Genomic DNA, 19604 nt, shown 5'->3' with positions numbered 1-19604 from the left:
GAGCGAACCATGGCGCGCATCGGGCTCTATCCCGGCACCTTCGATCCGATGACCAACGGGCACCTCGACATCATCCGCCGGGGCCTAAAGCTCGTCGATCATCTGATCGTCGCCATCGGCGTCAACGCCACCAAGACGCCGCTGCTGACGCTTGAAGAGCGGTTCCAGCTCATCGAGCAGGAGGCAGGGCCGATTGCGAAGGAACTCGGCTCGAAAATCTCGACCGCCTCCTTTTCCGGCCTCGTCGTCAACGCGGCGGACGAGCATGGCGCGACCGTCATCGTTCGCGGATTGCGCGGTGCCGTCGATTTCGAGTACGAGACGCAGATGGTCGGCATGAACCGCGTCATGAACCCGCATGTCGAGACGGTCTTCCTGGCCGCCTCGCCGGAGACGCAGTTCATCTCTTCCACGCTGGTGCGCCAGATCGCGGCCATGGATGGCGACATTTCACCCTTCGTGCCGCCGCATGTGAAAGACAAGGTGCTGGCGCGCGTCGCCGAACAGAAGAAGAGCCGCTGAGAGGCGGCCCCTCGCAACTCGCTGACAGGAGTTTTTTCATGGCGAGACTGACACATATAATCATGGCGCTTGTGCTCGCCGCCGGCATGGCCGGATTGCCGGGACGGGCTTCCGCCGCCGATCTCGAAAACACCATCTATCTCGACCTGAAGGATGGCCGCGTCGTCATCGAACTTCTGCCCGACCTCGCACCGCGTCATGTCGAGCGCATCAAGACGCTCGCGCGCGAAGGCTTCTATGACGGCATCGTCTTCCACCGCGTCATCAGCGGTTTCATGGCGCAGACGGGCGACCCGACGGGCACCGGCATGGGCGGTTCGATGCTTCCCGATCTCCGCGCCGAATTCTCCCGCAGCGAGAGCTTCCAGCGCGGCACGCTCGGCATGGCACGCTCGCAGAGCCCGAACAGCGCCAACAGTCAGTTCTTCATCGTTTTCGAGGATGCCAGCTTTCTCGACGGAGACTACACGCTCTTCGGCCGCGTCGTCGAAGGCATGGAATTCGTCGACAACATCAAGCGCGGCGAGCCGCCGGCAAATCCCGACAAGATCGTGAAGATGCAGGTCGCGGCCGACGCCCAGTAAGTTAAACGAGGACCGAATTAAATGACCGATATCAAGGATCCCGAGAACACGCTCATCATGGAAATTCCCCATGGCGAAGTCGTGATCGAAATGCGCCCGGATCTCGCGCCGAAGCATGTCGCGCGGATCAAGGAACTGGCGCGCGAAGGCTTCTACAATGGCGTCGCCTTCCACCGCGTCATCGATGGTTTCATGGCGCAGGGCGGCGATCCGACGGGCACCGGCTCCGGCGGGTCTGGCAAAAAGATCCCGGCCGAGTTCTCGAAGGAGCCGCATGTGCGCGGCATCTGCTCGATGGCTCGCACGCAGGACCCGAACAGCGCCGACTGCCAGTTCTTCATCTGCTTCGGCGACACGCGTTTCCTCGACAACCAGTACACGGTCTGGGGCAAGGTCATCTCCGGCATGGACGCCGTCGACAAGCTGAAGCGCGGCGAACCCGTGCGCGACCCCGACCGCATCGTCTCCATGCGCGTCGCGGCCGACGCGGCGTAACAATAAGCCTCGTCATTGCGAGGAGCGCAGCGACGAAGCAATCCAGGAGCCGCTTGCACAGCGTTTGCCGTTCCTGGATTGCTTCGCTTCGCTCGCAATGACGTTGAACGGAAGACCCATGCGCGTCTCGGATTTCGATTTCGATCTGCCGGAGGAGCTGATCGCGCTCAGGCCCGCAAGGCCGCGCGACAGCGCCCGCATGCTCGTCATCGGCCCGGAGACGAACGCGCTCGCGGATCGGTCCGTGAGCGATCTGCCGTCCCATCTCTGCGAAGGCGACGTCCTCGTCTTCAACGACACGAAAGTGATCCCCGCGCGCCTCTTCGGCACCAGGCGGCGCGGCGAAGCCACGGCCCGCATCGAAGTCATGCTTCACAAGCGCGAAAGCGCCGATGAATGGCGCGCCTTTCTCCGCCCGGCGAAAAAACTCGGCATCGGCGAGACGATAGACTTCCCGGGCGGTCTCTCCGCCGCCGTCGAGGAAAAAGGCGAGGGCGGCGAGGCGGGGCTTCGCTTCTCGCTCTCCGGGCCCAAGCTCGATGCCGCCATTGCGGAAGCGGGCGAAATGCCGCTGCCGCCCTATATCGCCCGCAAGCGCGCGGCGGACGATGAAGACCTCGCCGACTATCAGACCCTCCATGCCGATGAACCGGGCGCCGTCGCCGCGCCCACTGCCGGCCTCCATTTCACGCCCGCGCTCATGGCCGCCATTGCGGCGCGCGGCGTCTCGACCGTCCGCCTCACGCTTCATGTCGGCGCGGGCACATTCCTGCCGGTGACGGCGGAGGACACGGACGCCCATAAAATGCACGCCGAACGCGGCGAGATCACGGAAGCGGAAGCCGCCGCCATCAATGAGGCGCGAGCGAAGGGCGGCCGTATCGTCGCTGTCGGCACGACCTCGCTCCGCCTCCTTGAAAGCGCGGCGGACGAGGCGGGCACCGTCCGTCCCTTTCGCGGCGAGACGGACATCTTCATCACGCCGGGCTACCGTTTCCGCGCCGTGGATGTCCTCATGACCAATTTCCATCTGCCGCGCTCGACGCTTTTCATGCTCGTCTCGGCGCTCCGGTCGACGGAGGAGATGAAGCGTGCCTATGCCCATGCGGTCGCGGAAAAATACCGCTTCTATTCCTATGGCGACGCCTGCCTGATATATGGCGCCACATGAGCAAGTTCACTTTCACCCTCGCCGCCACCGACGGCCGCGCCCGTACCGGCGCCATCGATACGCCGCGCGGCCAGATCCGCACGCCCGCCTTCATGCCGGTCGGCACCGCCGCCACCGTCAAGGCGCTTTATCCGGAACAGGTCCGCGCCACGGGTGCCGACATCGTGCTCGGCAATACCTATCATCTGATGCTCCGCCCCGGCGCGGAGGAGATTGCGGCGCTGGGCGGCCTCCACTCCTTCATGAACTGGCCGCATCCGATCCTCACCGATAGCGGCGGCTTCCAGGTCATGTCGCTCTCCAAGCTCCGCAAGATGACGGAGGAGGGCGTCACCTTCCAGTCGCATCTCGACGGCTCGCGCCATCTCCTCTCGCCCGAGCGGTCGATCGAAATCCAGTGCCTGCTCGGCTCCGACATCCAGATGCAGCTCGACGAATGCACGCCCTTTCCGGCGACGGAAGAGGAAGCGAAGAAGTCGATGGAGCTCTCGCTCCGCTGGGCCGCGCGTTCCAAATCGGCGTTCGAGGCGCAGACGCACCGCACCGAGGGCATGGCCCTTTTCGGCATCGTGCAGGGCAGCGTCTACGAGCCCTTGCGGAAGGCCTCCGCCGCCGGCCTCCAGGAAATCGGTTTCGACGGCTATTCGGTCGGTGGCCTCGCGGTCGGCGAGGGCCAAGCGGAAATGCTCCGCGTCCTCGATTTCACGACGCCCGCGCTCCCGGAAGACAAGCCCCGCTATCTCATGGGCGTCGGCACGCCGGACGATCTCGTGGAGTCCGTTGCGCGCGGCGTCGACATGTTCGACTGCGTGATGCCGACGCGGAACGGACGCCACGGCCTCGCCTTCACCTCGCGCGGCAAGGTGAACCTGAAGAATGCGCGCCACGCCGCCGACAAGCGCCCCCTCGACGAGACCAGCACCTGTCCCGCCGCGCGCGATTATTCCCGCGCCTATCTCCATCACCTCATCAAGTCGGGCGAAATGCTCGGCTCAATGCTGGTGAGCTGGATCAACGTCCATTACTACCAGTCCCTCATGGCCGATATGCGCGCCGCCATCGCGGACCACCGCTTCGAGGCCTTCGTGGCCGACTTCAAGGCCGCGCAGGCGGGCGGGGACGTCGAGCCCGTCTGAGCCTCACTCTTTCGGCAGCGCATAGGCGATCACGTAGTCGCCGATCTTCGTTTCCATGAAGTGATGCCCGCCCGGCGCGATGACGACGTATTGCCTTCCGTCGACCTCATACGTGATCGGCGTCGTCTGCCCGCCCGCCGGCAAGCCCGTCTCCCACAGCGTCTCGCCCGTCGCGATGTCGATGGCGCGGAACTTGTCGTCCGTCGTCGCGGCGATGAAGATCAGCCCGCCCGCCGTCAGCAGCGGGCCGCCATTGTTCGGCGTTCCGATGGTGAAGGGCAGCCGCGTCGGAATGCCGAAGGGGCCGTTGTTCTCGGCGCTGCCGAACGGCCGGTCCCAGATCGTCTTGCCGGTTGCAAGTTCGATGGCGCGGATATGGCCATAAGGCGGCTTCTTGCACAGAAGGCCCGTCGGCATCCGCCAGCCGGCATTGACGTGGATCGCGTAGGGTGCGCCCGCCTGCGCGTCGCCTTCGCCTTCCGTGCGGCGGCTGCTGGTTCCCTTTTCGCCTTCCTCGCCGCCGCCTTCGTTGATCGGCTTCAGGCCCATCGCGTCTGCTTCCGCGCGCGGGATCAGGCGGTTGAAATTCGGCATGTCGTTATAGTTCGCGATCAGGATGCCGCGTTCCCTGTCGACGGCAACGCTGCCCCAGTCCGAGCCGCCATTATAGCCCGGATACTGGATATAGCGCCGGTCGGCGGTCGGCGGCGTGTATTCGCCCTTGTAGGACGCGCGACGAAATTCGATGCGGCACCAGAGCTGGTCCAGCGGCGTCATGCCCCACATGTCGCTTTCGGTGAGCCTCTCCTTGCTCAGCGTCGCATAGCTTGAATAGGGTTGCGTCGGCGACAGGTTCTCGGGCTCGACGCCGCCGGTCGGCACCGGCCGCTCCTCCACCGGAAAGAGCGGCTCGCCCGTCTCGCGGTTCAGCACATAGATTGGTCCCTGCTTGCTCGACAGGATCAGCGCGGGCACCGCTCCATCTTCCGTAGGCAGATCGATCAGCGTCGGCTGCGAACCGAGATCGTAGTCCCAGATGTCGTAGTGAACCGTCTGAAAATGCCAGGCGACGTCGCCCGTCGTCACGTCCAGCGCTACGAGCGAGGTGCTGTATTCGTTTTCGTAGTCGGCGCGGTTGCCGCCCCAGTAGTCGATGGAGGAATTGCCCATCGGCAGGTAGACGAGACCGAGCGCGCTGTCGCTGGCGGCGATCGTCCACATGTTGGGCGTGCCGCGTGTATAGGTCTCCCCTTCGGGCGGCGCGCCTTTGCGGTCCGGCCGGCCCATGTCCCAGGCCCAGGCGAGTTCGCCCGTCACCGCGTCATAGCCGCGGATGACGCCCGAGGGCGCATCTTCGGCCTGTCCGTCCTTCACCTGCGAGCCGACGACGGCGATGCCGCGCACGATGGTTGGCGGCGACGTCACCGAATACCAGCCGGGCACCGTCTCTCCGATGCCTTCGTTGAGATCGACCGTACCGTTCTCGCCAAAGCCGGGGCAGGGCGCGCCCGTCTCGGCATCGACGGCGATAAGACGCGCGTCCAGCGTCGCCTCCATGACGCGCGCGGCGCAGGTCTCGCCCGCCGCCGCCTGCGGTACCTCGTGATAGGCGACGCCCCGGCAGGTCGCGCCATAGGGGATGGCCGCATCGGACACCTCCGGGTCGTGGCGCCAGATTTCCTCGCCCGTCGCCGCGTCGAGGGCGATCATGATGTTCTTGGCCGTGCAGAGATAGAGCCGGCTGCCGATCTTGAGCGGCGTGTTTTCCGGCGAGTATTCGCCTTTTGCCGTCTCGCTCGGCATGTCGCCCGTGCGGACGCGCCAGACCTCCTGCAGCCGCGAGACATTCTTCGGCGTGATCTGCTTCAGCGGCGAGTGACGCGTTGCGAGGTTGGAGCCACCATAGACCGGCCAGTCGGCCCCGGCGGTGAGGATGCGACCCTGATCCACCGCCGTGGTCGGTGCGGGGGTCACTTCGGGCGGCATGTCGATGTTTTCGTCTCCGCTCTCTCCGTCCGGCACCGGCGCCATGCTTTCGCGCTTTTCGCCGCCATTCGCGAACGCGGGCGGGGCCACGTCGCGCAGCAGCAGCGCGCCGCCGAGACCCAGCAGCACAAGAACGCCGAGCACCGCGCCGGGGGGATAGCGCCGTTCGATCGGGGGGCGGCGCAGGCCCGGTATCGCACTCAGCACCAGCAGGAGCAGCACGGTCGGTGCGACGAGGCGCGGCACCTGCGCCCAGACATCCATACCCGCTTCCCACCAGGCCCAGGCGAGGGTGAAAACCCAGGCCGCGAGGTAGATCCAGAGCCCCGCCATGTCGTGGAACATCATCAGGATGCCCGCGGCTACGAGTGCGATCCCGACGATGGCGTAGTACCAGGAGCCGCCCAGTGCGAGGAGCCAGATGCCGCCCCCTGCGAGCAGAAGTCCCGTCAGCGTGATCACGGCGCCGATGACGCCGCTCCACCACCAGCCGATGCCGCGCCGGGGTTTTTCGGGGATCCACCAGTCGGTCTGCGGGCGGCCGGTCCGCTGTGTCTCCGTCATGAAGCTCCCCCATGCGTCCAGAAGGTCTCTCTTTCGAACGGTTGGGCGGCTCAATGGGTTCCATGGTCGGCGGGCTGCCGCTCCGCTGTGCGGGGGATTCGCTCCGGCATGGGCGCGGCAAATTCAACGGAACTGAAAAGACGAGGCGACAAAAGGACTTGGCCCGGGCGCCATCCGCTGTTGACCCCATGGGACGCGCCCCTTAAGTTCCGCCCACCTTTCGAGAGGCGGTCGCGTTTTCCGCCTTTCCGGCGGGCCCTTAGCTCAGCGGTAGAGCGGCTGACTTTTAATCAGTAGGTCGATGGTTCGATCCCATCAGGGCTCACCACTTTTCAGCGGTCGCCGGACGGTTCCAGCAACGCCGCGTGCTGCCGCAGGAAGTCGCGGCCGATCCGCGATGTTGCGCCGTAGCAATAATGGTGCGGCTGCAGAAATCCCCGGAAACGTTCCTGCCTCGCCTCGTCCTCCGCCGTCGCGGTGAATGTCCCGTCGAGCCGGTCCAGCATCTCGGCCGCTGCGTCGCGGATTTCCTCCGGCGTATTGTCGACGATGCCGATGCCGTGCTCGCGATAGAGCCCGGCATGCCGGAAGCTCGCGGCGGCACTCGCGAATATATCGGGGAAATGCAGCAGCTTTCTTTCCGTGTCGCACAGCTTTTTGGGAATGGAGATGTCGCCCGGGGCGGAGCTGTAACAGGCGCCGTGGGGAATCATGTTCACCAGCACCGACGGCCGGTTGAAGATCGTCGAAAGGATGCAAAGCCCGGAAGTATTGCCGAGAAAGAAACGGGTATTCGCGCAGAGATAGAGATCGAGATAGTCGCTCTTGAACGCCGACGTCGCATAGTCGATGACGCCCGGTTTCGGCGCCAGCTTCGCCATCGTCGTATCGCCCATGCGAAGGCAGTAGCCGCCCCGCGCCAGGATCTCGTCCATGGCGAGCGTGCAGGTCTCGATGTCGCTGTTGCGGTATTCGTGGACGTGTTCGTCGCGCGGCGAGTAGCCGCCTTCGCGCGAATGGATGCAGACATACCAGGCATTTTCCGGCAGTCCCATGCGGGCGAGGTCGGCGCGCGCGCGGGCGACAAGTTCGCCGGACAGCCGCGCGACCGGCGGGCGGCCCTGCCAGCGCCGCAACGTGGTCTGATAGGTGGCGGCCGTGTCGATGCCGAGCACGGCGGTGCCCAGTTTCATCGTTATGAAAGGAAAGCGGAGAAAGGGTTTGAGAAGCGGGCGGAGAAATCCACCGGATATGACGGTGATGTGTCGCTCCCACATCTCGAGCACGGCCCGGTTGGCGAGCTTGCCCCGCTTGAGCAGGAGAAGAGCTCTGGCGGGCGCGATCTCGCCCAGTTCGATCTGTTTCAGATAGTTGTCGACTTCCGCCGCCAGGTGGCCGATCCGGTCCGGATTCGATATGATGACGAAGCGGTACCCGGCAAGCCGGAGCAGGAGGGCGAAGGGCGCATAAATCAGATCGAGCAGCCGCTGCCCGGCGCGGCCCGCAGCCCGTCCCAGCCCGCGGGCAAGCGTCGGCGGTTTCGGTTTCGCCTGCCGGTCTGCATATACCGCATTAATATTGTCCGAATGGGGAGGGAGTACAGTTGTTCCCTCTCGTCGCATCGGCACATCCCGCATCCGGACAGCTTTCATAATCTGGATATTTGACGCATTCTACGGTGTGTTGCCGCTTTCGTGAACTGCTGATACTAAAGAGTCGCAAGGGGCGAAAGAGCATTCGGGGTGGGATTGTGAAAGTTCTCGTTACGGGCGCCTGCGGCTACAAGGGAACGTGCCTCGTTCCCAAGCTGCTGGCGCAGGGACATTCGGTTACGGCTCTCGATACATTGTGGTTCGGCAACTACCTGCCGCAGCATGATGCGCTCCGCATTGTCGAGGGCGACGTCCGCGACACCGAGAATATCGATCTCGCCGGCTACGACGCCATCATCCATCTCGCCAGCATCGCCAACGATCCCTGCGGCGACCTCAATCCGAAGCTCACCTGGGAGGTGAGCGCGCTCGCCACGATGCGGCTCGCCGACAAGGCGGTGCGCGCGGGCGTCGGCCGTTTCATCTATGCGTCGTCGGGCAGCGTCTACGGCGTCAAGGACGAAGACCAGGTTACCGAAGACCTCGAGCTGAAGCCGATCTCCGAATACAACAAGACGAAGATGTGTGCCGAGCGCATCCTGCTTTCCTATTCGGACGACATGTCGGTGCAGATCGTGCGTCCGGCGACGGTCTGCGGGCTCTCGCCGCGCATGCGGCTCGACGTGTCGGTCAACCTTCTCACCATGCACGCGCTGGAGAACCGGCGCATCACGGTGTTCGGCGGCGACCAGACGCGGCCCAACATCCACATGGACGACATCACCGATCTCTACATCTTCCTGCTCGACAATCCGCATGTGACGGGCGTCTACAACGCCGGCTTCGAGAACATGTCGATCATGGATATCGCGATGACGGTCGCCGAATATGTGCCGTCGGAAATCGTCACGACGGAATCGAACGACCCGCGCTCCTACCGGCTGAATTCCGACCGGCTTCTCGCCACCGGCTTCCGTCCGAAGAAGACCGTGCGCGACGCGATTGCCGAAATCGTCGCCGCCTATAATGCGGGCGAGCTGAAGAACGAGCCGCAGTTCCACAACCTCAAATGGATGCAGCTCAAGGGAGTTGCATGATGGCCGCCGCCATCGACACTTTCGAAAGCTACGCCACCCGTCTCGGCGGCGTTCTCCAGGCCACCGACTGGAACCGCATCACGCCGCTTGCCGATGCGATGATGGCGTGCTGGAAAGAGAAACGGCAGGTCTTTCTCGCGGGCAATGGCGGCAGCGCCGGCAATGCCAATCATCTCGCCAACGATTTCCTCTATCCGGTCTCGAAGATCATCGGCTCGGGCATTCGCGTTCATGCGCTGAGCGCCAATGCGGCGACGCTCACATGCCTTGCGAACGACGAGGGCTACGACAAGGTCTTCTCGGCGCAGCTTGCCGTCCTCGCCAATCCCGGCGATCTTCTGATCGTCTTTTCCGGCAGCGGCAATTCGAAGAACATCCTTGCCGTGCTCGAAGAGGCGAAGCGGATGGGCGTCGAGAGCTTCGCCATCCTTGCCTTCGACGGCGGCCGCGCCAAGGCGCTCGCCGATCATCCGATCCATTTCGACATCGACGACATGCAGATCGCCGAAGACCTGCAGATGATCGTCTGCAACATGGTGTTGCAGTATCTCTTCTCGCGGCGTAACGACGTCGGGGACGTGCGGACGTGACTTCCACCTTTCTCGTCATCGGCTCGAATTCCTTTTCAGGTGCGAGCTTCGTCGATCATTTGCTTGCGCGCGGGCAGGACGTCGTCGGCGTCAGCCGGTCGGAGGAAGTGGCGTTGCCCTTCCGTCCCTATGCCTGGAAAAAGCAGCCGGGCCGTTTCCGGTTCCAGCGGATCGACCTCAACACGGATCTCGATGCGCTCGACGCGCTTCTCGCGGAGACGAAGCCCTCCGTCATAGCGAATTTCGCGGCGCAGAGCATGGTCGCGGAAAGCTGGCAGAACCCCGACCACTGGATGATGACCAACGTCGTCTCCGCCGTCCGCCTGCATGAACGCCTGCGCCACCTCGATTATCTCGACCGCTACGTTCACGTCACGACGCCGGAAGTCTATGGCAGCACCGGCGGGTGGGTGAAGGAAGATCATGCCTTCAATCCGAGCACGCCTTATGCCGTGTCGCGCGCGGCGGGCGACATGAGCCTCGCCTCCTATTTCAAGGCTTACGGATTTCCGGTCGTCTCCACACGCGCGGCGAATGTCTACGGGCCTGGCCAGCAGCTCTACAGGATCATCCCGCGCACCATCCTCTTCGCGCTTACCGGCCAGAAGCTGCAGCTTCACGGCGGCGGCCATTCGGCGCGTTCCTTCATTCACATCGACGACGTTTCCGAGGCGACGCGCATGATCGCGGAGCGCGGCGAGCCCGGCGCCACCTATCACATTTCGACCAACGAGCAGATCACGATCCGCGATCTCGTTGCGCTGGTCCTCACCCGCCTCGGCATGAAGTTCGAGGATTGCGTGGAGATCGTCGGCGAACGTCTCGGCAAGGACCAGTCCTACATGCTCGACTCATCGAAGCTGCGCGGCGAACTCGGCTGGTCCGACAGGATCGGCATCGAGGAAGGTGTCGAGCAGACCATCGGCTGGGTGAAGGCGCATCTCGAAGCGCTCAAGGCGTCGCCGCAGCATTACCAGCACAAACCCTGAGGAGTGTTCATGGGTCGCGAAATCGATCTTCTCGTCAATTATCCGCGCACCAAGCGTAATGTCGACGAGCGGGGACAGGAGAAAACCGAGGAGGATCGCGCCGTTGCGCGGCGCTTCGGCAAGGAATTCTTCGACGGCGAGCGGCGCCACGGTTATGGCGGCTTCAATTACATGCCGCGTTTCTGGCAGCCCGTCATTCCGACATTCCAGTCCCATTGGGGGCTGACGGAAAAAAGCTCCGTGCTCGATGTCGGCTGCGCCAAGGGCTTCATGATGCACGACATGGCGGAGCTCATTCCCGGCATCACCGTGAAGGGCGTCGACGTCTCGGCCTATGCGATAGAAAACGCCATCGAGGACATGCGGCCGCATGTGCAGGTCGCCGATGCGCGCGAACTGCCCTTCGAGGATAACAGCTTCGATGTCGTCATCTCGATTAACACGGTCCACAATCTCGACCGCGACGACTGCGCGACCGCGCTGCGCGAAATCTCGCGCGTCGCGCGCAAGGGCGCCTATATCACGGTTGATGCCTACCGCGACGACAATGAAAAAGACCGCATGTTCAAATGGAACCTGACGGCGAAGACGATCATGTCGGTCGATGAGTGGGTCACCTTCTTCGAGGAGGTCGGTTACGACGGCGACTACTACTGGTTCATTCCGTGAACCATGCGGCTTGCTACAAGCTTTCTTCGTCATACCCTCCCCCTGTGGGAGGGTCGAAAAATTCGAGCGAAGCACGGATTTTTCTGGGAGGGGGACGCCGCGACAACACGATGAACGCGTTATCGACTCTATTTGTGCTTTCTGTCGTAACCCCTCCCCAAACCGCTTGCAGCGGTTTGACCCTCCCACAGGGGGAGGGTGGAAGGGAAGAAGCCGACAGTTGGGGAGACAAGGCCTGAGATGAAGGCTGCTGTGCTGAGAGAACTGGGGGCGCCGCTGGCGCTTGTCGACGGGATAGCGGTGCCGCCGCTGAAGCCCGCGCAGGTGCTCGTCCGCGTCGCGTTCACCGGCGTCTGCCACAGCCAGGTGATGGAAGCGCGCGGCCGCCGCGGCGCCGACAACTGGCTGCCACACATGCTCGGCCATGAAGCGACGGGTCGTGTCATGCGGGTCGGCGAGGACGTCTCCAAGGTAAAACCGGGCGATCTCGTCGTGCTGAGCTGGATCAAGGGCACAGGTGCCGATGCCGGCGGCTGCCAGTATCTTCACGGCGACGAACTCATCAATGCAGGCGGCGTCACCACCTTCAGCGACGAGACCATTGTCTCCGAAAACCGCGTCACGCTCCTGCCGGAAGGGGTGCCGCTCGATGTCGCCGTGCTGTTCGGCTGCGCCATGCCGACGGGAGCCGGTCTCGTGCTGCACGAGCTTCAGCCGCGCCCAGGCACGACGATCGCCGTGTTCGGCGTCGGCGGCATCGGCATGTGCGCGCTCATGGCTTGCGCCATGCACGATTTCGCGAAGGTAATCGCGGTCGACGTGTCGGACGAGAAGCTGGCGCTTGCCGCCTCGCTCGGCGCTCACGTCACCGTCAATGCGCGCACCGCCGATCCCGTCGCGGCCATCCGGCAGGAAACCGGCGGCGCTGGCGTCGACTATTCGGTGGATGCCTCGGGTGTCGCCCGCGTCATCGAACAGGCCTTCGAGGCGACGCATCGCACGGGCATCACCATTTTCGCCTCTCATCCCGCGACCGGCGACAAGATCGCGCTCGATCCCCACGCCCTCATCAGCGGCAAGCAGATACGCGGAAGCTGGGGCGGCGGTTCGGATATCGACCGCGACATTCCCGCCTTCGCGGCGCTCTACAGGTCCGGCAAGCTGCCGCTGGAGCGTCTGGTCTCCCGCCGCTACAGCCTGGACCGCATCAACGACGCGCTCGACGATCTGGAGCAGGGCCGGGTGGTCCGTCCCGTCGTCGAAATCAATCCGGATGTCTGACACCGTGAAAGATCCGATCGCACATCTGAGAGGAAAGCTTGGCGAGGGCGCCACCGTCGCCTTCGTGTCGGGCATATTCAATGTGCTGCATCCGGGGCATACCCGTCTGCTGCGCTTCGCCGCCGAGCTGGGCGACATTCTCGTCGTCGGCGTGCTCCCGGATTCTGCCGAGGGCGTTTCCGTTGCGGCGGAACTGCGTCTCGAAGGCGTCATGTCGAACAAGAATGTGACGCATGCCTTCGAGATCGCCGATCCTATCGAGGATGTGATCGCCGCGCTCAAGCCCGACATCGTCGTCAAGGGAAAGGAACACGAGAAGCAGCACAATCCGGAGCGCGCCGCCGTCGCGCAATATGGCGGCAAGCTCATCTTCAGTTCCGGCGAAATGCTTCAGTCGTCCATGTCGCCGCTCGACGAATCGGATGAAGTGCAGGGCGCCGCGCACGACATCCTGCCGCGCGACTACATGCGGCGTCACGGGATCAGCGTTCAGGCACTCGGCGATCTCGCCCGCGCGGTCGAGAAGGTCAACGTCATCGTGGTCGGCGACATCATCGTCGACGAATATATCGATTGCGATCCGCTCGGCATGTCGCAGGAAGACCCGACCATCGTGGTGACGCCGATCAGCGAAAAGCGGTTCCTCGGCGGCGCGGGCATCGTCGCGGCCCATGCGCGCGGTCTCGGCGCGAAGGTCACCTTCCTGGGTGTCGTCGGCGAGGACGAAGCCGGTGCCTATGCCAGCAAGATGTTCGGCGACTATGCGGTCGAATGCGTGCTGGTCGAGGACGAGAGCCGTCCGACCACCGTCAAGCAGCGGTTCCGCGCGGCGGGCAAGACCCTCCTTCGCGTCAGCCGTTTGCGTCAGCACGCCATCTCGGAAGAGATCGCGGCGCGGCTTCTGGCCGAAATCGAACCGCGTCTCGACGAGACCTCCCTCGTCCTCTTTTCCGACTTCAATTACGGCACGCTGCCGTCGTCCTTCGTCGCCCGGCTGACCGAGCTTGCCGCCGCGCGCGGCGTGATGATGGCCGCCGACAGCCAGGCCTCCTCGCAGCTCTCCGACATCTCGCGCTTCAGGAACATGCACCTCATCACGCCGACGGAGCTTGAAGCGCGCATGGCGCTCAAGGACCAGACGTCGAGCCTCGTCGTCATCAGCGAAATCCTGCATGAGGCGGCCAACGCGAAAAACGTCATCGTCACGCTTGGCGGCGACGGCTTGCTGATCCGCGCCGAACACGATGGCGGCCTTGTGACCGACCGCCTGCCGGCGCTCAACCGGTTTCCGAAGGATGTGGCGGGGGCGGGCGACTCGCTCTTCTGCCTCACCTCGCTCGCGCTCGCGGCCGGCGGCGACATCTGGTGCAGCAGCCTTCTCGGCGCGGTCTCCGCCGCCTGCCAGGTCTCGCGCATCGGCAACACGCCGCTGACGCGCGACGTCGTTCTCGGCCGGCTTTCGGCCGCCAATGGCGGAGGCGGGTTGTGAGGGCGCTTCTTCTCGCCGCCGGGCGCGGCACGCGGCTCCGGCCCGTCACCGACACGATCCCGAAATGCCTGGTGCCGATCGGCGGGCGGCCGCTTCTCGGCCTCTGGCTCGACCGGCTGTTCTCCGGCAATGCCGTCGAGCATGCCGTCGTCAATACGCATTACCTCGCGGAACAGGTCGAGGCCTTCGTCGCCGCCAGCCCGTGGCGCGACAGGGTTACCCTCGTCCATGAGGAAGAGCTTCTCGGCACCGGCGGCACGCTCCTCAATGTCCGTCAGCATCTGGGCACGGGCGCCGTGCTGATGGCCCATGCCGACAATCTCACCGATATCGACATCGCGGCCTTCCAGCGGGCCCATGCGCGCCGCCCCCGGGCCGCCCTGATGACCATGGCCCTGTTCGAGACCGACAGCCCGCAAAGCTGCGGTATCGTCGAATGCGACGGCGAGGGCCTCGTGACCGCCTTTCACGAGAAAGTGGCCAATCCGCCGGGCCGGCTCGCCAATGCCGCCGTCTATATTCTGGAACCTGATGTGATCGATATCGCCGCCGCGCTTGGCAAGCCCGTGGTCGATTTCAGCACCGAAATCATTCCAAGGCTCGCCGGTCGCATATATACATTCCCTATCGAGGGGTATCACAGGGACATCGGCTCGCCCGAGGCGCTTGCGCTGGCGAACCGGGAATGGCCGCGGGCGGCAGGAGCGGGCGAATGACGACGCAGCAGAAAGACATCCGCGCGGCCGCCGTCCTTCCGGACGCGAAGACGCGCCTTGCCGTCCTCGAAAGCATGATCCGCGTCCGCCTCGCCGAGGAGGCCATTGCCGCGCTTTACGGCGAGGGCGAGATCCGCTGCCCGACCCATCTCTGCATCGGCCAGGAAGCGGTCGCGGCCGGCATCTCCGTCCTTCTCTCGCGCGACGATCTCGTCTTCAGCGGCCATCGCAGCCACGGCCATTATCTCGCCAAGGGCGGCGACATGAACGCGATGTTCGCCGAACTCTATGGCCGCGTCACGGGCTGCGCGCGCGGCAAGGGCGGCAGCCAGCATCTGGTCGATCTCGCCTGCGGTTTCATGGGCGCGGCGCCGATCCTCTCCAGCACGATTTCCGTCGGCGTCGGCAGCGCCTGGGCCGCGAAGCTCGACCGCCGCGATCAGGTCAGCATCGTCTATTTCGGCGACGGTGCGACGGAGGAGGGCACCTTCCATGAGGCACTCAATTTCGCCTCCGTCCACAAGCTTCCCGTCATCTTCGTCTGCGAGAACAATCTCTATTCCGTTCATTCCGCGATGGACATCCGCCAGCCCGAAGGCCGCCCCATCGCGCTGCTCGGCACCGCGCATGGCATGCCCTCCGTCACCTGCGACGGCAACGACGCCGATGTCGTCCATGCCCATGCGGCGGAAGCGGTCGCGCGGGCGCGGGCCGGCGAGGGCCCGTCCTTCATCGAATGCATGACCTATCGCTGGATGGAGCATTGCGGCCCCGGCGACGATATTCCGCTCGGCTACCGCACGGCGGAGGAGCTTGCGGACTGGCGCATACGCGATCCGCTCGCGATCTACCGCGACCGCCTCGCCGCCGCCGGCGAGCTTGGTGCCGCCGCCGAAGCGGACCTGATGAAAAAGGCGCGGGATGAAGTCGCCGCCGCCGTCGCCTTCGCCAAGGCGAGCCCCTATCCGGAAGCCGCCGAGCTTTCCGAGCACGTCTTTCCGGTCTGAAGGTACGCATGGTCCGCCAGCTCAAATATTTCGAAGCCCTGCACGAAGCGCATCGCGAACTTCTCGCCGACGATCCGAACGTGCTCGTCGCGGGTCTCGGCGTGCCGGGACCGACCGGCATTTTCGGCACCACGAAAGGACTGCAGGAAGAATTCGGGCCCGAGCGCGTCATCGACACGCCGTCCTCCGAAAACGCCATGACCGGCATCGCGCTCGGTGCGGCCATTCAGGGCAAGCGCCCGATCCTCGTCCATATGCGCGTCGACTTCGCGCTCCTCTCCATGGAGCCGGTCGTCAACCAGGCCGCGAAGTGGCATTACATGTATGGCGGCGTCATGCGCGCGCCCTTGACCATCCGCATGATCATCGGGCGAGGCTGGGGGCAGGGGCCGCAGCATTCGCAGTCGCTGCAATCCTGGTTCGCGCATGTGCCGGGCCTCAAGGTCGTCATGCCGACGCGGCCCTACGACGCCAAGGGCATGCTGATCGCGGCCGTGCGCGACGACGCGCCGGTGATCTTTCTCGAGCACCGCTGGCTCTACAATCTCGAAGGCCCCGTGCCCGAAGGGCTCTACACCTCGCCGCTCGAAGGCGCGGAAGTTCTGCACCAGGGCAGCGACGTCACCATCGCCGCCACCTCGCACATGACCATCGAAGCCTTGCGCGCGGCGGACCTTCTCGCGGCTGCCGGCGTCTCGGCGGAGGTGATCGATCTCCGCTGCCTGACCCCCATCGACGGCGACACGCTCGCCGCCTCGCTCGCGAAGACGGGTCATCTGGTTGTCGCCGACACAGGCCAGGCGAGCTACGGCGTCGTGGCGGAGGTCATGGCGGTCGCGATGAAGCGCGCCTTCCCTTATCTCAAGGCCGCGCCGCAGTCGGTCGCCCTGCCGCATATCCCGACGCCGACCACGCCCGCGCTCGCCGATCTTTTCTATCCGGACGCGACCGACATCGCGCAGGCCGCGCTCGACACGCTCGGTTCGTCCGCGCAACTGCCGAAACCCGCCGCCGATCGCCGCTGGAAAGACACGCCCGACCCGAGCTTCACCGGTCCCTACTAGAGAACGCCGAGCCCGCATGACCGCAGAAAACAAAACGGCGTTCGTTCTCGGGGCCACGGCGGATATCGGTCTCGGCCTTTGCGAGCGGCTGCTTGCCGATGGCTGGCGCGTCGCGGGTGCGGGCCGCGAAGCTGCCCGCGTCGCGTCTCTCGCCTCCCATCCCGCTTTCCGTTTCATCGCCTGCGATCTCGCCTCGCCCGCAAGCATTGCCGCCGCCGTTCGCGATTTCGCGGCGGCGGGCGACAAATGGTCCCTCTTCGTCTCCAGCGCCGGCACGATGGAGCCGATCGGGCCCTTTTTCGATCTCGACTTCGACCTGTGGGAGCGCTCCGTCACCGTCAATTCGACGGCGCAGCTCCGCGTCCTGCACGGGCTCTGGACGCACCGCGCGCCCCGTCCCCACATCATGCTGATGGCGGGCGGCGGCACCAACAATCCGTTCACGAATTATTCCGCCTACTGCATGTCCAAGATCGCCCTCATCAAGATGTGCGAGCTGATCGACGACGAGACGGAAGACGCGAACATCTTCATCGTCGGACCGGGCTATGTCCGCACCCGCATCCACGACGAAACGCTGCGGGCGGGCGCGGCGGCGGGCGACGCGCTCGGCAAGACGAAGGATTTTCTCGACAGGGGCGAGAGCGGAACGAGTCTCGACGAGATATATTCCCACATGAACTGGTGCATGATGCAGGGGCGGGAGGTTGCGGGGGGCCGCAATTTCTCCACCGTCCACGACGCATGGCGCGACGGCGGGCGGGATCTGGCCGCGCGCCTCGCCGGGCATCCCGATTATTTTCGCCTTCGCCGCCGCGCGGCCGACTAGGCCGGAGGAAGAGACCGCATGCGCATGAAACTCTCCGATTACGTCGTCGATTTCCTCGTGCGGAACGGCATCCGCCATGCCTTCATCGTGTCGGGCGGCGCCTCCATCCACCTGCTGCATTCGCTGCACAACAATCCCGGCATCGAATATATCTGCCCGCATCACGAGCAGGCCGGCGCCATGGCGGCGGAGGCCTATTCGCGCGTCGGCGGCGGTATCGGCTGCGCCATCGCGACCAGCGGCCCCGGCGCCACCAACATGATTACGGGCATCGCCGGCGCCTGGTTCGATTCCGTGCCCGCGCTCTACATCACCGGCCAGGTCACGACCTTCCGCATGAAGGGCGAAAGCGCGGTTCGCCAGTTCGGTTTCCAGGAAACCGAAATCCTGCCGATGGTGAAGCCGATCACAAAATACTGCGTGCAGCTTCTCGACGCGCTCGACATCCGCAAGGAACTCGAGAAGGCGCTCTACATGGCGAAGAGCGGGCGGCAGGGCCCCGTCCTCATCGACATCCCGGACGACCTCCAGCGCACCATGATCGAAACGGCCGACCTCGCCGGTTTCGTGCCCGATGCGGCGGAGAAGAAATCCGCGCCCGCCATCGATCCGGACGACATCGCGCAGGTCCTCGCCATGATGCAGTCGGCGAAGCGGCCCGTGCTGATCTTCGGCTGGGGCGTCCGGCTTGCCGGCGCGAGCGAGATCGCCCGCGACCTCGCGGAGCGCACCGGCATTCCGGTCCTCACAAGCTGGGCCGCGCGCGACATCCTGCCGGCCGGCAATGCCGGCTTCGTCGGCACCTTCGGCACGCATGGCACGCGCGCGGGCAATTTCGCCGTGCAGAATGCCGATCTCGTCATCGCCATCGGCGCGCGTCTCAGCACGCGCGAAACCGGCTCGCCGCTGTCGAGCTGGGCGCGCGGGGCGGAAACCGTCATCGTCGATCTCGATGCCGCCGAACTCGGCAAGTTCGAGCAGTTCGGCAAGACGCTCGATCTCGCCATCGAGGCGGATGCGGGCGATTTCATCCGCGCGCTCCAGTCCCGGGCCAACGAACTCGCGCTGCCCGACATCGCGGCGTGGAAGGCGCGCATCGCGGGCTGGCAGAAAACCTATCCCGTCTGCACGGATGCCGCCCGCGCCGATGCCCGTATCGATCCTTATGCGCTGATGCAGCGCCTCAGCGCCGCTGCGCCGGAAGGCATGCACATCTTTTCCGACACGGGCTGCGCGGTCGCGTGGCTCATGCAGGGCTTCGACGTGAAGCCCGGCCAGCGCCTCTATCACGACTTCAACAACACGGCGATGGGTTGGGCATTGCCCGCCGCGATGGCCGGCTCCCTCGCGCTCGGCCGCGCGCCCGTGCTCTGCGTCGTCGGCGACGGCAGCCTGATGATGAACCTTCAGGAACTCGCCACCATCGCCTATCTGAAGCTGCCGGTCCGCATCGTGCTCCTCAACAATCGCGGCTATGCGATGGTGCGGCAGACGGAAGGCCAGTGGCTCGGCGGCGTCAATGCAGGCACCTCCGCCGAAACCGGCCTCGGCTTCCCGGACTTCGCCGCGCTCGCGCGCTCCTGCGGAATCGAAACCTTTTCGCTCAAGGCCTCGGCCGACACGGGCGGCATTCTCAAGGCCGCCTTCGCGCATGACGGCCCCGTTTTCATCGACGTCGAGATCGGCGAGCATCACGGCGTCTATCCGCAATCGAAATTCGGCTATCCGATCGAGGATTCCGAGCCGCTGCTGCCGCGCGAGGAATTTCTCGCCAGCATGATCGTCGCGCCGATGCCGAAATCGCTCGAACCTATCGACTGACG

At 64.8% G+C, this 19604-nt stretch carries 18 protein-coding genes and 1 tRNA gene; 17 read left to right on the top strand and 2 right to left on the bottom strand.

Annotation, left to right across the window (positions count from 1 at the left end; translation table 11 throughout):
- Positions 1-9 precede the first annotated feature (9 nt).
- From coaD to tgt, 5 genes are all read left to right on the top strand, one after another.
- Positions 10-522, top strand: a complete 513-nt coding sequence (gene coaD / locus Q8S60_RS09835; protein ID WP_305277833.1) for a pantetheine-phosphate adenylyltransferase — start codon at positions 10-12, stop codon at positions 520-522.
- Between the two features lie 62 nt (positions 523-584).
- Positions 585-1106 carry a peptidylprolyl isomerase gene (locus tag Q8S60_RS09830; protein ID WP_370867306.1) on the top strand — a complete coding sequence of 174 codons (522 nt, stop codon included), beginning with the start codon at positions 585-587 and terminating at the stop codon, positions 1104-1106.
- Positions 1107-1127: 21 nt separating this feature from the next.
- Positions 1128-1601, top strand: coding sequence for a peptidylprolyl isomerase (locus Q8S60_RS09825; protein WP_305277829.1), 474 nt, complete (start codon positions 1128-1130; stop codon positions 1599-1601).
- Between the two features lie 118 nt (positions 1602-1719).
- Positions 1720-2772 carry a tRNA preQ1(34) S-adenosylmethionine ribosyltransferase-isomerase QueA gene (gene queA, locus Q8S60_RS09820; protein ID WP_305277827.1) on the top strand — a complete coding sequence of 351 codons (1053 nt, stop codon included), beginning with the start codon at positions 1720-1722 and terminating at the stop codon, positions 2770-2772.
- Positions 2769-3908 carry a tRNA guanosine(34) transglycosylase Tgt gene (tgt, locus tag Q8S60_RS09815; protein ID WP_305277824.1) on the top strand — a complete coding sequence of 380 codons (1140 nt, stop codon included), beginning with the start codon at positions 2769-2771 and terminating at the stop codon, positions 3906-3908. Before queA ends, tgt begins: the two co-directional genes overlap by 4 nt.
- Positions 3909-3911: 3 nt before the next feature.
- On the opposite strand, the gene Q8S60_RS09810 is transcribed toward tgt, so the two are convergent.
- Positions 3912-6458 (bottom strand): membrane-bound PQQ-dependent dehydrogenase, glucose/quinate/shikimate family, encoded by a 2547-nt coding sequence (locus Q8S60_RS09810; protein ID WP_305277822.1) that lies wholly within the window; start codon positions 6456-6458, stop codon positions 3912-3914.
- A gap of 253 nt (positions 6459-6711) precedes the next feature.
- On the opposite strand from Q8S60_RS09810, the gene Q8S60_RS09805 reads away from it, so the two are divergent.
- Positions 6712-6786, top strand: a tRNA-Lys gene (locus Q8S60_RS09805).
- A 4-nt stretch (positions 6787-6790) separates the two neighbouring features.
- Here Q8S60_RS09805 and Q8S60_RS09800 read toward each other — a convergent pair.
- Complete coding sequence (locus tag Q8S60_RS09800; protein ID WP_305277820.1) at positions 6791-8080, bottom strand: TIGR04372 family glycosyltransferase; 1290 nt, start codon at positions 8078-8080, stop codon at positions 6791-6793.
- A 128-nt stretch (positions 8081-8208) separates the two neighbouring features.
- On the opposite strand from Q8S60_RS09800, the gene Q8S60_RS09795 reads away from it, so the two are divergent.
- The 11 genes from Q8S60_RS09795 (at position 8209) to Q8S60_RS09745 (ending at position 19602) form a co-directional block, all read left to right on the top strand.
- A complete protein-coding gene (locus Q8S60_RS09795; protein ID WP_305277817.1) occupies positions 8209-9147 on the top strand; it encodes an NAD(P)-dependent oxidoreductase in 939 nt (312 codons plus the stop codon).
- On the top strand, positions 9144-9737 hold the full coding sequence (locus Q8S60_RS09790; RefSeq protein ID WP_305277816.1) for an SIS domain-containing protein: 594 nt from the start codon (positions 9144-9146) through the stop codon (positions 9735-9737). The genes Q8S60_RS09795 and Q8S60_RS09790 overlap by 4 nt, the downstream gene beginning before the upstream one ends.
- A complete protein-coding gene (locus Q8S60_RS09785) occupies positions 9734-10726 on the top strand; it encodes a GDP-mannose 4,6-dehydratase (protein WP_305277814.1) in 993 nt (330 codons plus the stop codon). The genes Q8S60_RS09790 and Q8S60_RS09785 overlap by 4 nt, the downstream gene beginning before the upstream one ends.
- A gap of 9 nt (positions 10727-10735) precedes the next feature.
- A complete protein-coding gene (locus tag Q8S60_RS09780; RefSeq protein ID WP_305277812.1) occupies positions 10736-11395 on the top strand; it encodes a class I SAM-dependent methyltransferase in 660 nt (219 codons plus the stop codon).
- A gap of 240 nt (positions 11396-11635) precedes the next feature.
- Positions 11636-12676 carry a zinc-binding dehydrogenase gene (locus Q8S60_RS09775; protein WP_305277810.1) on the top strand — a complete coding sequence of 347 codons (1041 nt, stop codon included), beginning with the start codon at positions 11636-11638 and terminating at the stop codon, positions 12674-12676.
- Between the two features lie 4 nt (positions 12677-12680).
- Positions 12681-14165: a PfkB family carbohydrate kinase gene (locus tag Q8S60_RS09770; protein ID WP_305277809.1), complete on the top strand. Its 1485-nt coding sequence runs from the start codon at positions 12681-12683 to the stop codon at positions 14163-14165.
- Positions 14162-14881 (top strand): nucleotidyltransferase family protein, encoded by a 720-nt coding sequence (locus Q8S60_RS09765; protein WP_305277808.1) that lies wholly within the window; start codon positions 14162-14164, stop codon positions 14879-14881. Before Q8S60_RS09770 ends, Q8S60_RS09765 begins: the two co-directional genes overlap by 4 nt.
- The gene (locus Q8S60_RS09760; RefSeq protein WP_305277807.1) at positions 14878-15888 is read left to right on the top strand and encodes a thiamine pyrophosphate-dependent dehydrogenase E1 component subunit alpha; all 1011 of its coding nucleotides are present in this window, start codon (positions 14878-14880) and stop codon (positions 15886-15888) included. Before Q8S60_RS09765 ends, Q8S60_RS09760 begins: the two co-directional genes overlap by 4 nt.
- Before the next feature lie 8 nt (positions 15889-15896).
- The gene (locus tag Q8S60_RS09755; protein WP_305277806.1) at positions 15897-16952 is read left to right on the top strand and encodes an alpha-ketoacid dehydrogenase subunit beta; all 1056 of its coding nucleotides are present in this window, start codon (positions 15897-15899) and stop codon (positions 16950-16952) included.
- Between the two features lie 16 nt (positions 16953-16968).
- Positions 16969-17781 carry an SDR family oxidoreductase gene (locus tag Q8S60_RS09750; RefSeq protein ID WP_305277804.1) on the top strand — a complete coding sequence of 271 codons (813 nt, stop codon included), beginning with the start codon at positions 16969-16971 and terminating at the stop codon, positions 17779-17781.
- Between the two features lie 18 nt (positions 17782-17799).
- Positions 17800-19602 (top strand): thiamine pyrophosphate-binding protein, encoded by a 1803-nt coding sequence (locus Q8S60_RS09745; protein ID WP_305277803.1) that lies wholly within the window; start codon positions 17800-17802, stop codon positions 19600-19602.
- Positions 19603-19604 lie beyond the last annotated feature (2 nt).

It is taken from the genome of Parvibaculum sp., from assembly GCF_030694575.1.
GTDB lineage: Bacteria > Pseudomonadota > Alphaproteobacteria > Parvibaculales > Parvibaculaceae > Parvibaculum.
This window is presented reverse-complemented; position numbering and strand designations above follow the sequence as displayed.

Bases quoted from the DNA above. Each gene is read 5' to 3' on its own strand.
- coaD (WP_305277833.1), top strand. From the start codon at position 10: ATGGCGCGCATCGGGCTCTATCCCGGCACCTTCGATCCGATGACCAAC.
- Q8S60_RS09830 (WP_370867306.1), top strand. From the start codon at position 585: ATGGCGCTTGTGCTCGCCGCCGGCATGGCCGGATTGCCGGGACGGGCT.
- Q8S60_RS09825 (WP_305277829.1), top strand. From the start codon at position 1,128: ATGACCGATATCAAGGATCCCGAGAACACGCTCATCATGGAAATTCCC.
- queA (WP_305277827.1), top strand. From the start codon at position 1,720: ATGCGCGTCTCGGATTTCGATTTCGATCTGCCGGAGGAGCTGATCGCG.
- tgt (WP_305277824.1), top strand. From the start codon at position 2,769: ATGAGCAAGTTCACTTTCACCCTCGCCGCCACCGACGGCCGCGCCCGT.
- Q8S60_RS09810 (WP_305277822.1), bottom strand. From the start codon at position 6,458: ATGACGGAGACACAGCGGACCGGCCGCCCGCAGACCGACTGGTGGATC.
- Q8S60_RS09800 (WP_305277820.1), bottom strand. From the start codon at position 8,080: ATGCGACGAGAGGGAACAACTGTACTCCCTCCCCATTCGGACAATATT.
- Q8S60_RS09790 (WP_305277816.1), top strand. From the start codon at position 9,144: ATGATGGCCGCCGCCATCGACACTTTCGAAAGCTACGCCACCCGTCTC.
- Q8S60_RS09780 (WP_305277812.1), top strand. From the start codon at position 10,736: ATGGGTCGCGAAATCGATCTTCTCGTCAATTATCCGCGCACCAAGCGT.
- Q8S60_RS09775 (WP_305277810.1), top strand. From the start codon at position 11,636: ATGAAGGCTGCTGTGCTGAGAGAACTGGGGGCGCCGCTGGCGCTTGTC.
- Q8S60_RS09760 (WP_305277807.1), top strand. From the start codon at position 14,878: ATGACGACGCAGCAGAAAGACATCCGCGCGGCCGCCGTCCTTCCGGAC.
- Q8S60_RS09755 (WP_305277806.1), top strand. From the start codon at position 15,897: ATGGTCCGCCAGCTCAAATATTTCGAAGCCCTGCACGAAGCGCATCGC.
- Q8S60_RS09750 (WP_305277804.1), top strand. From the start codon at position 16,969: ATGACCGCAGAAAACAAAACGGCGTTCGTTCTCGGGGCCACGGCGGAT.
- Q8S60_RS09745 (WP_305277803.1), top strand. From the start codon at position 17,800: ATGCGCATGAAACTCTCCGATTACGTCGTCGATTTCCTCGTGCGGAAC.